Source organism: Xanthobacter luteus (assembly GCF_040049235.1).
In the GTDB taxonomy this organism is placed as follows: Bacteria; Pseudomonadota; Alphaproteobacteria; order Rhizobiales; family Xanthobacteraceae; genus Xanthobacter.
Genome location: NZ_JBDZDO010000001.1, coordinates 1,568,680 through 1,582,735, shown reverse-complemented (window position 1 = coordinate 1,582,735; position 14,056 = coordinate 1,568,680). Strand labels below are relative to the sequence as shown.

The window sequence follows — 14,056 nt, the reverse complement described above, 5'->3', positions numbered from 1 at the left end:
ATGGATCGCGCTGTCGCCCGGCCTTTCCTGCTGTCGCTTGGGCGCCGCGCGGCGGCGATCGTCCTGCTGGCGCTCGCGCTCGCCGGCGCGGCGCGGGCCCAGCCCCTGCCGGCGGGCGTGCTGGCGCCCGGACAGGCGGCGGTCGCCGGCTTTTCCGGTGTCCTGCGCCCGACCCTCGTCCCGCCGGGGGTCGATCCTGCGGATGCCACCGTCATCGACCTCTTCGGGCCGTCTTTGCGTATCGTCGACCTCGCCGACCTCGGCGGCCCGCCCGCCGCGCAGCTGGTCGGCGCACGAAAGCCCTTCACCTTCTCGGCGCGCCAGATCGGCCAGGTGTTCGCGGTCGCGCTCGACAATGCGGTGCCGCCGAACATCTATGCCGCCGCCACCTCGGTCTATGGCCTGCCTCTGATCGCGCCCGGCCCCGGCGGCCAGCTCCGGCGGCAGAAGCAAGGCGCCCCCGGCGCCGGCTTCATGCCGGGGCTCTGGGGCGCCGCGGCGCCGAACGGCGGGCCGGGCTCGATCTGGAAGATCGACGGCATCACCGGCGCCGTCACCCTGTTCGCCAACGTCGCCCCCGAGGGGCGCGCCAATGCCGGCGCGGCGCTCGGCGGCCTCGCCTTCGACGCCGACAGCAATTCGCTCTACGTGGCGGACCGGGAGACCGGCTTCATCCTGCGCTATGCCATGACCGGCGCGCCGCTCTGGCGCTACGACCACGGCACGCAGGGCCGCGCCGCCGCCGGCCTGCCGCCGGTGCCCTACGATCCCGCCGGGCGGGCCGAGATCACCGATCCCGCCTTCGACGCCACGCAGCCGGCCACCTGGGGCCTTGCGGCGCCGGAGCGGCGCGTGTTCGGCCTCGGCATCCGCCAGGGCCGCCTCTATTACGCCGTGGCCGACGGGCTCCAGGTCTGGTCCATCGCGCTCGCCGGCGGCGACCGCGCGCCGACATTGGAACTGAGCGTGCCGCCGGGGGCGGGGCCGACGGAAATCTCCAAGATCACCTTCGACGACCAGGGGCGCATGATCCTCGCCGAGCGGCCGGACCCCACCGGCGCCTACGACTTCCAGGCGCTCGCCGGTCCCGGCACCGGCCGGGTGCTGCGCTACGCGTTGTTCGAGCGTTATGGCGGCCTCGCCCGCGCCTGGCAGCCGGAGCCGGACGGCTACGCCATCGGCTTTCCCGGCGCCCTGACCAATGCCGATGGCGGCGCGGCGCTCGGCTATGACCACGACCGCACGGGGGCGATGAACCGCTGGAGCTGCGGCGGCTTCCTGTGGACCACCGGCCAGCAGCTGCGCGCGAGCCCCGATCCGGTACTGGCGGCGCAACTCGCCGCCGGGGGGCCGGCGCACGTCGACGGCCTGCAGGGCAACGACGTCTGGCGCGTGCGGCCGCTCAACGCGCCGCCGCTGCGCAGCTACTTCATCGACTATGACGACCGCTTCGATGCCCCCGCCGCCAGCGGCTGGATGGGCGATCTCGCCATCTGGCGGGTCTGCGGGCCAGTGCTGCGGGGCGGCTGGATGCTGCCCGGCTGGATGACCGGCTGGGTGTGGTGGGGCGGCTTTTCCGGCCCGCTGCCGCCGCCGCCCGACCTCGCCTGCCCGCCGGACCAGCAGCGGCCCGGCTTCCAGTGCTGCCCGAAGGGCACCGCGCCCGACGCCGGCGGCCAGTGCCGGCCCTGGTGCCCGAACGGCGCCATGGACGCCAAGAGCCAGCAGCTGTGCGGCCTCGGCTTCGATGCGGCGACCTATGATGCCGGCGCCCCCGGCAAGCTCACCTGCATCGGCGGCAAGGCCCCGGACAAGGCGAAGGGCATCCTCGGCTGCGCGGCGGCCTCGCCGGTCCTGAGCGCGGCGGTGTGCCCGGCCGGCTTCGAGAAGCAGGCGCTCGCCACTGTCGGCTTCGTCTGCCAGCCTACGCTTGGCCAGGCGCAATGCCCGGCAGGCCAGCAGTTCAGCGCTATCGACCAGCAGTGCCATGCCTTGTGCCTCGGGGGCACCGCCTGGCCGGGCCGGCAGTGCTGCGCGCCGGGCTCGCTGGTCACCGGCACCGGCCAATGCTGCCCGGCCGGCGCGACGTTCGATCCCAAGAGCGGCCAGTGCACCACCGAGGTGACCTTCGATCCCTGCCCGCCGGGCGCGAAGGCGAAGGCCGCCGCCGCCCAGTGCGCCCCCGGCGCGGGGTGCCCGCCGGGCGCGGCCAAGGACCCGAAGACCGGCCACTGCAAGACCGCCACCACCGCCTGCCTGCCCGGCTTCACGCTCGATCCGGCGAGCGGCATCTGCCAGAAGACGCCGCCCAAGACCGCGTGTCCCGCGGGCCAGCTCGCCAAGGACGGTGCCTGCTGTCCCGCCGGCTGGACGCCCAACGCCGCGAGCGGGGGCTGCTGCCCGCCGGGCCAGTCGGCCGGCGCGGGGGGCGCCTGCACGCTTGCCGCGTGCCCGCCGCCGGGCAAGGCGGTGGGCGGCGCATGCTGCGCGCCCGCCGATCTCAAGGCCGGCGGAGCCTGCGCCGCGGCGTCGTGCGCCGGCGGACAGGTGCCGGTCGGCGCCGCCAATGCCTGCTGCGATCCGGCCAAGGTCTATGCCGACCCCAAGGGCGCCCCGGACTGCTGCGCCGGCAAGCTGGTGAACGGCAAATGCGGACCGCTGGGCGGCGACCCGATGCTGCCCCAGTGCTCGCCGGGCTCGACCGGTCCCAAGTGCTGCGCCGCGGGCTACACCGCCTCCGGCGGCGCGTGCTGCCTCGCGAGCCAAGTGACCTCAAGCGGGCAGTGCTGCCCGGCGGGGCAGGCACCGTCCGGTCCCGGCAAGGACCAGTGCGGCCCAAGCGACACGCCGGGGCTGCCGCCGGGCGGCGGTCCCCCCGGCGGCGGCCCGCCCGGCGGGGGATATTGCTGCGCGCCGGGCCTCGTCCCGGTCGTCGGCGGAACCTGCTGCGCGCCCGGCCAGGTGACCTCGGTGGGCCAATGCTGCCCCGCCGGCCAGCAGCCCGATCCGAAGAACCGGCGCGCCTGCGTCCCCGCCCCGTCGTGCGGCCTGCGCAAGACCCTGGTGGACGGCGCGTGCTGCGCGGATTCCCACATCTACAAGGACGGCACGGGGGCGCCGCGCTGCTGCGCCGCGCTGGTCGACCCGCTGGCCAACCGCTGCCCGGCGGCGCCGATCCCCAGCCTGCAGCAGGCCTGCCCGAGCGGCTTCAGCCGCCTCGGCGACGGCGCGTGCTGCCCGGCGGGACAAATGACGCGCGATGGGCGCTGCCGCACGCCGACCCAGCCGCCGGCCTTCGTGCCGCTGTACCCGCCGCCGGCGCAGCTTCCGCCGCCGCCGGCTCAGACCCCGCTGCCGCAGCGCCCGCCCGCCGGGCAACCGGGGCCGAGCATCGTCCGGCCGCCGCCGGCGCCGCTCCGGCCCTCGAACGAGCGGGCGGTGCCCGGCACGACGCGGCCCCGGCCGGCGCCCGGCCGGCCGGCGGCCGAGCGCCCCGCCGGCCGTCCGGGCGAGGCCCGTCCGAGCCTTGCGCGGCCGCCACGCGAGGTCCGGCCCGCGCCGGCGCGGCCCAAGCCCCGGATCCAGCCCCAGGCTAGGCCTCAGGTGCGGCCCCAAGTCCGGCCCCAAGTCCGGCCCCAAGTCCGGCCCCAAGTCCGGCCCCAGGCCAAGCCACAGGCAAAGCCGAAGCCCACCACACCCCCGGGCGGCCGTCCGCCGCCCCGCCAATGAGGATCGCGATGAGGATGCCGCCCCGCTTGGTTCCGCGCGCGGTCGCGACCGCCGTCACCGTCGTCTTCGTCCTCGCGGCGGGATCCATGCCTGCCCGCGCCGAGGCGGCGGACCCGGAGCGCCCGCGGATCGAGGCGATCGTTAGGGACTATCTCGCGCGCCATCCCGAGGTGGTCGAGGCGATCGTGAAGGACTATCTGGCCCGCGACCCGCAGGTGCTGAAGGAGGCGCTCGAGGCGCTGCTGCGCAGCCGGCGCCAGGCGAGCGCGGACAAGGCGCCGGCGATCCGCAGCCAGGCCGCCGCATTGTTCGCCTCGCCGCACCAGGTGACGCTCGGCAACCCGCAGGGCGACGTCACCGTGGTCGAGTTCATGGATTACAATTGCGGCTACTGCAAACGGGCGCTCGCCGACATGCTGGCGCTGGTCGGCGGGGATCCGGGCGTCAAGTTCGTGCTCAAGGAGCTCCCGGTGCTCGGGCCGACCTCGCTGGAGGCGGCGCGGGTGGCGGTGGCGGTGCGCATGCAGGACCCGAGCGGCGAAAAATTCCTCGCTTTCCACCGCGCGCTGATGGCCGAGCGCGGGGTCTCGCGCGAGCGGGCGCTGGCGGCCGGCGCGACGGCGGGCCTCGACCGCGCGCGCCTCGAGCGCGACATGGCGAGCAGCGAGGCGGACGAGACGCTGGCGGAGGCGCGCCGGCTCGCCGCCGCGCTCGGCATCAACGGCACGCCGGGCTACGTGATCGGCACCGCGGTCATCCCCGGCGCGATCGGGCTCACCGCCCTCAAGGAGCGCGTGCGCGCGGCCCGCGCGGAGAGCCCCCGCTGAGCAAGCGCGGGCCGGCCGATCCGGCCCGTGCGGCGGCCAGGCGCGCACCGCGCCGCGTTTCCGGCGCCAAAGGTCGCGCGACCAGGATGTCGTGCAGAGCAGGCTCCCCTACCACCGGGACAGATGAAGTCGGCTCAAATATTTTGATTCAAGTCAGACACCGATCTGCAGCAAATCTTGCGTATTGATGAACTGCGATGGGGGCGAATGCCTTGAAGCCGGCGCCCAAGCGGGGGCGGTCCCATCGGACAGGGGAGGGGATCGTGAACGGTGTCGGCCATCAGGAGGATCACGCCAATCCCTTCTTCTCGGCGGTGACGGACGGCAATGCCTGGACCGCCGGTCAGCGCGCCGTGGCGCTCACGGCGCAGCTCGCGGAATGGTCGACCGTCGGCGATCTCACCTCGAAGGCCGCCGGTCGCCACTTCGCCAACATCTCGGCCACCCACGGCCAGCGCCTGCGCGCGACCTTCGACGCGCTGACGTCGCTGGTCGCCCAGGTGACCCGGCCCGGCAGTGCGCCGCACGCTTTGCTGCGCGACGCGCAGGACTACGCCACCGACCGGATGCAGCGCGCGGTGCTGCTCGCCGATTGCCTGCGCGAGCGCGGCGACAATTTCTTCGCCCACGAGGCGGCCGGCTGCCCGCCGGTGCTGATCTACGACTACGAGATCGCGGTGGACGGCCGCAAGCTGCCGCGCCCGTGCAACTACATGCTGCTGAAGATCCTGCCCCCGCAGGGCGTCGAGGTGTTCGACTGGAAGCGGCCCTACATGATCATCGACCCGCGCGCCGGCCACGGCGCCGGCATCGGCGGCTTCAAGGCGGACAGCCAGGTGGGCGTGGCGCTGAAGGGCGGCCATCCGGTCTATTTCACCGCCTTCTGGCGCGATCCCGAGCCCGGCCAGACCCTGGCCGACGTGGCGCGCGCCGAAGCGGCCTTCGTGCGGCACGTCCAGACGCAGCATCCGGACGCGCCGAAGCCGGTGGTGGTGGGCAATTGCCAGGGCGGCTGGGCGACCCTGGTGCTCGGCGCGTCCAACCCCGACATCACCGGCCCGCTGGTGCTGAACGGCGCGCCGGTGGAGACTTGGTCCGGCGACGTGGGCTCGAACCCCATGCGCTACAATGCCGGCCTCCTGGGCGGTCAGGTCCAGCCCATGTTCTGGTCGGATTATGGCGACGGCGTCTTCGACGGCGCCTGGCTGGTGCTCAATTTCGAGCTGCTCAATCCGGGCCGCACCTGGTTCCGCAAGTATTACGACCTGTTCGAGAAGGTGGACACCGAGCGCGGCCGCTTCCTCGATTTCGAGAAGTGGTGGAGCGGCTTCTTCCTGCTCAACGAGCCGGAGATCGTGTGGATCGTGCGCGAGCTGTTCGTCGGCAACAAGCTCGCCCGCAACGAGGCGCGCCTGGAGCACGGCCGGGTGCTGGACGTGAAGCAGATCCGCTCGCCGATCATCGTCTTCGCCAGCCACGGCGACAACATCACCCCGGTGAAGCAGGCCGTGAACTGGATCATGGACACCTATGCGGACGAGACCGAGATCAAGATCCGCGGCCAGCGCATCGTCTATATGGTGCACGACACCATCGGCCATCTCGGCATCTTCGTCTCCTCCTCCATCGCCAAGCGCGAGCACCAGGAGATGGCCTCGACGCTCAAGACCATCGAGGCGCTGGCGCCCGGCCTCTACGAGATGGTGATCGAGGATGAGGAGGAAGCGGCCGACAGTCAGGCCAAGCACTTCACCGTCTCGTTCGCCGAGCGCCGGATCGCCGATCTGCCCGGCTTCGCAGACGGCCGCCAGGACGAACTGCCGTTCGGCGCGGTGGAGCGCCTGTCCGAGCTGCAGGGCGAGCTCTACGACATCTTCCTGCGGCCCCTCGTGCAGGCGAGCGTGACGCGGGCAAGCGCCGAGCTCGGCCGCCAGCTTCACCCGCTGCGGCTGCAGCGGGCGATGCTCTCCTCGCGCAATCCGCTGCTCGCGGCGCTGCCCTCGAGCGCCGAGGCGACGGCGCAGAGCCGCAAGCCGGCGGCCGAGGACAATCCCTTCGTGCTGGCGGAAAAGCTGGTCGCCGACGCGATCGAGCAGTCGTTCGACATCATCCGCGACCTGCGCGACGCCTGGTACGAGGTGCTGTTCTTCAGCATCTACGCCACCCCCCAGATGCGCTGGTTCGGCCGCAACTTCAATTTCGAGCGCACCCGCAAGTCGAAGGAGGAGCTGGTCGCGCTTCCCGAGGTGCAGTCGGCGCTGCTGCACGTCTCCTCCGGCGGCTTCGTCGAGGCGGTGATCCGCATGCTGATCCTGCTTGCGGATGCGCGCGGCACGGTGCGGCGCGACCGGCTGGAGCGGTCCGCCCGCGTGCTGACGCGCGACGAGCCGTTCCGCTCCCTGAAGACCGCCCAGCGCGCCCAGATCATCCACGAGCAGAGCCTGATCGTGGAATATGCCGGCGCCGCGGCCATCGACACCCTGCCGGACCTGCTGCGCACGCCGGAGGAGCGGCACCGCGCGTGCGAGGTGGTGCAGTTCGTGCCCGGCGCTTTGGCGGACATGGAGCCGCGCACCCTCGCCATGCTCCAGCGCTTCCGCCAGGTGCTGGACCTGCCGCCGGCCACCCTGGACGTGCTGGACGACCCGCTGTCGACCCTCCCGGTGGCGGCGCAGTAGCGCCGCCACCCACGTTGCGCCCGCCGCCCCGCAGGACGGGGTGGCGGATCGCTTGCGGATGGCGCTTTGATGGTGCCGGACCGGGTTCGGGCCGTGCCGGGTTCAGGCGGTGTCGGGTTCAGGCGGTGTCGTCGGCGTAGATGCGCACGTAGCGCCCGTCGACCTCGACCCCGACGAAGCGCTGGTCGAACTCGATGCACAGGCGCTGCGCGGTCGCCACGATGGCGTCGGTGCTGTCGGTGCGGATGCGGGCGAGCAGGATCGGCCGCCGCCGCCCCTCATAGATCGCCTGCGCCTGCTGGACCGTGGCGGAGGGGAAGGTGCGCGCCAGCGTCAGGCAGAAGGCGTCCATGTCGGCTTCGGCGAGCGGGCGGCAGCCGGTGTTTGGCAGGTAGATCAGGTGCACCTGCTGGCCGACCGCATTTTCGAGATGGCGCACGGCGACGGCGTGCCCCTCGATCTCGAACGCGGCGGCCTCGCGGATCACGCGCTCCACATCGCGGGCGGTCTGGTCGAACACCTCTTCCAGCATGGCGCTGGCGCCGCGGCCGGCATCGATCAGCTGGCGGCAGCCCTCCAGATAGCCGAGCTTGCGGTCGGCGCTCCAGCCCGCGGGCGGCGACACCACGACGGCGCGCAGATTGGAGATGACATCGGCCATCTTGACGATGCGCCCGTCCTGGGATTTCGCCGCCATGGCGGCGATGCGGTGGCGCCGGCGCGCGTCCTTCGGCAGCGCCATGTCGTCGGAATTCTCGGTGACGATGCGCGCCACCCGGGCGCCGAACGCCTGCGCCACGTCCGCGGCGGAACGGGGCGTGTCCTCCACCACGTCGTGCAGCAGAGCGGCGATCAGCAGCTCGATGTCCGCCCCGTCGGTGGCGCGCGCCACCAGGTCCGCCACCTCGATGAGGTGGTTGACGTAGGGCTCCTGCGCCGCGCCCTTGCGACGCTGGTTGGCGTGCGCCTCGGCCGCGAAGGCCAAGGCGCGCGTCAGGTCGGTGACGGCGGCCATCAGCCGATCCGCATCTCGGGCACGTCCCCGTCGAAGATGAGCCGCGCGGAGGTCTGCGCCAGGATCTGCTCGACGCTCACGTCGGGCCCCCGCTCGCGCAGCTGCAGCCCTTCGTGGGTCGGCTCGATCACCGCGAGCTCGGTGACGATCAGGCTGACGCGGCGCATGGCGGTGAGCGGCAGCACGCATTCGGGCACGATCTTCGCCTCGCCCTTGGCCGAATGCACCATGGCCACCACCACGCGCTTGGCGCCGGCCACCAGGTCCATGGCGCCGCCCATGCCGGGCACCATCTTGCCGGGCACCGTCCAGTTGGCGAGGTAGCCGCGCTCGTCCACCTGCAGGCCGCCGAGCACCGTCATGTCGAGATGGCCGCCGCGGATGATGCCGAAGCTCATGGCGCTGTCGATGGCGGCGGCGCCGGGGACCGCGGTGACGAAGCCGCCGCCGGCGTCGGTGAGATGGGGGTCCTCCATGCCTTCCGGCGGCCGGGCGCCGAGCCCGATGACGCCGTTCTCGGCCTGGAAATAGACCCCGTAGTCGTGGGGAATGAAGTTCGCCACCATGCTCGGCAAGCCGATGCCGAGATTGACCAGCATGCCGGGCTTGATCTCCTGCGCCACGCGGCGGGCGATCACTTCCTTGGCGCTCATGCCCGCGCGCGGGCGTTCCGTCACTTTCGCATCCATCACGCGGCCCTCGCGAGCATGTGGTCGACGAGCACGCCCGGCGTCTTGACCGCGTCGGGCGAGATGACGCCGACCGGAACGATCATCTCCGGCTCCACGATCACGGTGCGCCCCGCCAGGGCCATGATCGGGTTGAAGTTGTGGGCGGTCAGCGAATACATGAGGTTGCCGGCATAGTCGGCCTGCTGGGCGGCGATCAGGGCGAAGTCGCCGTGGATCGGCAGCTCCACCAGATAGCGCTTGCCGCCGATCTCGAGAACCTGCTTGCCGTCCTCCACCGGCGTGCCGATGCCGGTGGCGGTGACCACCGCGCCGAGCCCGACGCCGGCGGCGCGGATGCGCTCCACCAGCGTGCCCTGGGGCACCAGCTCCACCTCCACCTCGCCGGCGATCATCTTCTTCTGGATCTCCGGGTTGAGGCCGATATGCGACATGATCGCGCGCGAGACGGCGCCGGCGCTGACCAGCTTGCCGATGCCGCGGCCGGGCATGGCGGCGTCGTTGGCCACCACGGTCAGGTTCTTCGCGCCGCGCGCCACCAGCGCGTCGATCATGCGCTCGGGCGTGCCCACGCCCATGAAGCCGCCGATGAGCAGGACGGAGCCGTCGGGTATGATCTCCGCCGCCTCCTCCGCTCGGATTGCCTTCCTCATGTTCCCCTCCTTCAGCTCGCCGCGTCCTGCCGGGCGGACAGCAATCGTTGGGCCGCGCGGGCGATGACGATTTCCTCGTTGGTCGGGATCACCATGATCCGCGCCCGGCTGAAATCGGTCGAGATCACCCGGGCGTTGCTGTCGTTGCGGTCATGGTCCAGTTCCAGGCCGATCCAGTCCAGCCCGTCGCAGATGCGGCGGCGGATCTTGCGCGAATTCTCGCCGATGCCGCCGCAGAAGACGAGGGCGTCGAGGCCGCCGAGCGCCGCGGCGAGGCCGCCCAGCTCGCGGCGGATGCGGAACACGAAATAATCGATCGCCTCGTTGGCCTCCGGCACGCCCGCGCCCTCCAGCACCCGCATGTCGTTGGAGATGCCCGACAGGCCGAGCAGGCCCGATTTGGTGTAAAAGATGTCGCGCACCTCGTCGATGGTGCGGCCCTCCTGCTGCACCATGTAGAAGATGACGCCGGGATCCACCTGGCCGCAGCGCGTGCCCATGGGCAGGCCGTCGAGGGCGGTGAAGCCCATGGTGGACGCCACCGAGCGCCCGCCGAGGATGCCGCACATGGAGGCGCCGTTGCCGAGATGCGCCACCACCACCCGCCCGGCATGGATCTGCGGCGCGATGCGCTTCAGCTCGCCCGAGATGTATTCGTAGCTGAGGCCGTGGAAGCCGTAGCGGCGGATGCCCCTGTCGTAATATTCGCGCGGCAGGGCGAACACATCGTTGGCCTTCGGGTGATGGCGGTGGAAGGCGGTGTCGAAGCAGGCCACCTGCAGGGCGTCGGGGAACGCGGCGCGCGCGGCCTCGATGCCGGCGATGTTGTGCGGCTGGTGGATCGGCGCGAACGGCGACAGGCGCCTGAGCTCCGCCAGGACCGGCTCGGTGACGACGATGGGCTCGGCGTGGAGCGGGCCGCCATGCACCACGCGATGGCCCACCACCGAGGCCTTGGCGTCCGCAAAGGCGGCGCGCAGCAGATCGAGCACGGTGGCGAGGGCGCCGATGTGGTCGGCGGCCTCATGCGGGGGAAGCTCGCGCTCCACCCGCGCCAGGGTGTCGCCGAGATCGGCCTTCAGCCGCGGCTGCCCGCCGATATTCTCCACCAGGCCGATGGCCATCTGCGCCGGCGCGGCGGAGATGTCGAACAGGCTGAACTTCAGCGACGACGAGCCGGCATTGAGGGTGAGCGCGACCGGCAGCGTCGTCATTGAGCGGCTTCCTTGGGGGCGGCTTCCTTCGGCGCGGCTTGCTTCGGCGCGGCGTCCCTGGAGCCGGCCTTCTCCGCGGCCATGCGCGCATGGTGGATCGCGGCCACCGCGCAGGAGGCGAGGCGCGCCTTGGCGCTGTCGGCCCGCGAGGTGAGGATGATCGGCACCTTGGCGCCCATCACCAGGCCCGCGCCCTCGGCGTGGGAGACATAGGTCAGCTGTTTGGCCACCATGTTGCCGGCGTCGAGGTTCGGCACCACCAGCACCTGGGCGTGGCCGGCCACCGGCGAGGTGATGCCCTTGGTGCGGGCGGCGGCGACGTCGATGGCGTTGTCCATGGCGAGCGGGCCGTCCACCAGGCCGCCGGTGATCTGGCCGCGCTCGGCCATCTTCGAGAGCAGCGCCGCGTCCACCGAGGAGGCGATCTGCGGGTTCACCGTCTCCACCGCCGACAGCACGCCCACCTTCGGCTGGGCGATGCCGAGCGAGATGGCGAGGTCGATGGCGTTCTGGACGATGTCGATCTTGGTCGAAAGGTCGGGCTGGATGTTGATGGCGGCGTCCGTCACCAGCAGCGGGTGGGGCAGGCCCGGCACGTCCATGACGAAGATGTGGGTGAAGCGACGCCCGCTGCGCAGGCCGTTCTCCTTGCGCAAAGCGGCGTGCAGCAGCTCGTCGGTGTGCAGGTGGCCCTTCATCACCGCGCTGGCGCGGTGCTGGGCGACCAGGTCCACCGCGGTGTTGGCGGCGGCGGCATGATCGCCGACGTCGATGATCTCGATGCCCTCGAGGCTCTCCTCGCACTCTTTGGCGGCGGCCGCGATCTTGTCGCGCGCGCCGATCAGGATCGGCGTGATGAGGCCGTGGCGCGCCGCCAAGAGGGCGCCGCCGAGGGAGTTCGGCTCCTCCGGCGCCACCACCGCCACGGTGAGCGGCGGCAGGGCCTCGGCCCGGGCCACCAGCGCGTCGAAGTGACGGTGGCGCTGCACCAGCAGGCCGGGAATGTCCTGCTCCTCGTATTCGATCTTGGCCCGCGGCGCGGTCACCACCGCCTCGCCGCGCAGCAGCAGCTCTTCCGGCGCCTCGCGGTAGACCGTGGTGGCCAGCACCACGTCGCCGTCGCCGCGCTTTTCGGTGATGCGCACCCGCACCACGAGGTCGTCCCCCGCCTTCGCCTGGCCGAGGAATTCGAGCGTCTGCGCGCGGTAGCGCGTGCCGGCGCCGGGCAGGATGTTGCCGAGCACCGCCGAGATCAGCGAGCCGACCCACATGGCCGGGGCGGTGACCTCGTCGTGCTTGCCGTCCCGGTTGAGATCGTAGCCCGGCAGATGCAGCGGATTGTGGTTGCCGGAGGCGGTGGCGAACACGAAGAGGTCGTCGGCGGTGCAGACGCGGCGCAGCTCCGCGCCGTCGCCGACCTGGAGTTCATCGAACGTCCTGTTCTCGCGCTTCATGCACAGGCAGCCTTCTGTGTCGGCCGCCCGGGGGGCGGCGGCTGGAGGATGATCACGGCCGGCGGACCTCCGGCGCGCGGCGGCAGGTCAGCCGATGATGCTGTAGCCGCCGTCGATCTGGTGGACGCCGCCGGTGACGTTGGCGGCCTCCCGGCTCGCCAGGAAGGCGGCGAAGGCGCCGACGTCCTCGATCGAGGCCAGCAGGTGGGTCGGCGCGCGCTCGGCGGCGGCGGTCAAGAGGTCGTCGAAATGGCCGATGCCGGAGGCCGCGCGCGTCTTGAGCGGGCCGGGGGACAGGGCATGGACCGAGATCCGCTTCTCCCCCAGCTCGGCGGCGGCGTAGCGCACCACCGATTCCAGCGCCGCCTTCACCGGACCCATGACGTTGTAGTGCTCGACCACCTTCTCGGCGCCGTAGAAGGAGACCGTCATGCAGGTGCCGCCCTCGCGCATCAGCGGCACGGCAAGGCGGATCATGCGCAGGAAGGAATGGACCGAGACGTCCATCGCCTTGGCGAAGCCCTCGGCCGAGCAGTCGATCACCCGGCCGTGCAGATCCTCCTTCGGGCAGAAGGCGATGGAGTGCAGCACGGTGTCGAGCCGCCCCCATCGGGCGGCGATCTGATCGAACACCGCCTCGAGCTCGCCGGGCACGCTCACGTCGAGCGGCAGGACGAGGCTCGCGCCGATCGATTCGGCGAGCGGGCGCACATGGCTCTCCGCACGCCCGTTGAGATAAGTGATGGCGAGGTCCGCCCCCTGATCGCGCAGGGCCTTGGCGCAGCCCCAGGCGATGGACTGGTCATTGGCGACGCCGACCACGAGCGCCTTGTGATCGTGAAGAGCGAACATGTGCCCCCGGCAGTCCGTTTGGTCCAGTCCGTTTGGTCCAGCTCGTTTCGTCTTGGATGCACGCCCCACGCGACAAATCGGTCCCGCGTCACCCCGCCGACGGCGGGTCCGCCGGCCAAGCGAACTCAAGCGATGCGTCCGCCTGTCCGGATGGCGCGCCGGGAAGATCCGACCTCAATGCTAGGCGTGCATCGCATATGTTTCGCGAAATATTTATGTCCGAAATATTATTGATCCGCGTCAAGCAGCGCAGTCTTCTTGCTTGCGCCAAGTCTTGCTCGGAAGTGCCGGCCGCATCCGCGCGCGGCCGCCGTGCCTCGCCCCCGCGGCGGGAGCAGCGCGCCCCGCGCGCCGGAAACGGGCGGGGCCGACCGGCGGCCGAGCCAGGCGGAGGTCGCCAAAGCGGACGATGTCCCTGCGCATCGGCATCGGGCCGCGACCTGATACGGAACTTTGCCGGCACCCACGCGGCTGACGGATCGAGTGCCCCGATCCAACGCGCGGAGCGCAGCCCATGCCGACCCACGCCACGCTCCCGCTGATCATCCAGCGGCCGCCCACGTTTGGACCGGGCGCCGCAATGAAGCCGCGAAGGAGGCGGTGCAGAATCGCGCCAATTCGGTCGCCATGGGCCGGCGGGCAGCTGGCCGGACGTGTTCGATTACATCGAGATGTTCTACAACCCCACCCGCAAGCACGCACGCAACGGGATGCTGTCGCCCATCGAGTTCGAACGGCAGCACAAAGCCAAAGCCGGGGCGGCTAGAAAACGCGGGGCGGTTCAGCCCTCCACCCACCGACTCACCAAATCCCGCCAAAATCCGCTGGCGTCCGCCGACGCATACTTCCCAAAGACACAAAAGCCCCGCGAATGGCGGGGCTAAGATCTTGAAAAGAATGGCGCTCCCAAGGGATGGGGTTTTCCTGATCTAGTTCAAAGCGTTG

At 71.6% G+C, this 14,056-nt stretch carries 9 protein-coding genes and 1 pseudogene; 4 read left to right on the top strand and 6 right to left on the bottom strand.

What is annotated here, in order from left to right; genetic code table 11:
* From ABLE88_RS07730 to ABLE88_RS07720, 3 genes are all read left to right on the top strand, one after another.
* Nucleotides 1-3,729 carry a hypothetical protein gene (locus ABLE88_RS07730; RefSeq protein WP_348830857.1) on the top strand — a complete coding sequence of 1,243 codons (3,729 nt, stop codon included), beginning with the start codon at nucleotides 1-3 and terminating at the stop codon, nucleotides 3,727-3,729.
* Nucleotides 3,730-3,737: 8 nt separating this feature from the next.
* Nucleotides 3,738-4,556 carry a DsbA family protein gene (locus tag ABLE88_RS07725; protein WP_510182861.1) on the top strand — a complete coding sequence of 273 codons (819 nt, stop codon included), beginning with the start codon at nucleotides 3,738-3,740 and terminating at the stop codon, nucleotides 4,554-4,556.
* Nucleotides 4,557-4,819: 263 nt separating this feature from the next.
* Nucleotides 4,820-7,234 carry a DUF3141 domain-containing protein gene (locus ABLE88_RS07720; RefSeq protein ID WP_348830855.1) on the top strand — a complete coding sequence of 805 codons (2,415 nt, stop codon included), beginning with the start codon at nucleotides 4,820-4,822 and terminating at the stop codon, nucleotides 7,232-7,234.
* 118 nt (nucleotides 7,235-7,352) lie between these two features.
* Here the strand turns inward: ABLE88_RS07720 and ABLE88_RS07715 are convergent, their stop codons facing one another.
* From ABLE88_RS07715 to fabI, 6 genes are all read right to left on the bottom strand, one after another.
* Nucleotides 7,353-8,249 (bottom strand): HD domain-containing protein, encoded by an 897-nt coding sequence (locus ABLE88_RS07715; RefSeq protein WP_348830854.1) that lies wholly within the window; start codon nucleotides 8,247-8,249, stop codon nucleotides 7,353-7,355.
* Nucleotides 8,249-8,902 carry a 3-oxoacid CoA-transferase subunit B gene (locus ABLE88_RS07710; RefSeq protein WP_348831112.1) on the bottom strand — a complete coding sequence of 218 codons (654 nt, stop codon included), beginning with the start codon at nucleotides 8,900-8,902 and terminating at the stop codon, nucleotides 8,249-8,251. Before ABLE88_RS07710 ends, ABLE88_RS07715 begins: the two co-directional genes overlap by 1 nt.
* 35 nt (nucleotides 8,903-8,937) lie before the next feature.
* Nucleotides 8,938-9,591, bottom strand: a complete 654-nt coding sequence (locus tag ABLE88_RS07705) for a CoA transferase subunit A (RefSeq protein ID WP_348830853.1) — start codon at nucleotides 9,589-9,591, stop codon at nucleotides 8,938-8,940.
* An 11-nt stretch (nucleotides 9,592-9,602) separates the two neighbouring features.
* Nucleotides 9,603-10,805 carry an acetate/propionate family kinase gene (locus ABLE88_RS07700; RefSeq protein WP_348830852.1) on the bottom strand — a complete coding sequence of 401 codons (1,203 nt, stop codon included), beginning with the start codon at nucleotides 10,803-10,805 and terminating at the stop codon, nucleotides 9,603-9,605.
* Nucleotides 10,802-12,259 carry a bifunctional enoyl-CoA hydratase/phosphate acetyltransferase gene (locus ABLE88_RS07695; RefSeq protein WP_348830851.1) on the bottom strand — a complete coding sequence of 486 codons (1,458 nt, stop codon included), beginning with the start codon at nucleotides 12,257-12,259 and terminating at the stop codon, nucleotides 10,802-10,804. Before ABLE88_RS07695 ends, ABLE88_RS07700 begins: the two co-directional genes overlap by 4 nt.
* Nucleotides 12,260-12,346: 87 nt before the next feature.
* Nucleotides 12,347-13,111 carry an enoyl-ACP reductase FabI gene (gene fabI, locus ABLE88_RS07690; protein WP_348830850.1) on the bottom strand — a complete coding sequence of 255 codons (765 nt, stop codon included), beginning with the start codon at nucleotides 13,109-13,111 and terminating at the stop codon, nucleotides 12,347-12,349.
* Nucleotides 13,112-13,761: 650 nt separating this feature from the next.
* Here fabI and ABLE88_RS07685 point away from each other — a divergent pair.
* Nucleotides 13,762-13,851: pseudogene (locus ABLE88_RS07685) on the top strand (IS3 family transposase); the annotation flags it as partial.
* Between the last annotated feature and the right edge of the window lie 205 nt (nucleotides 13,852-14,056).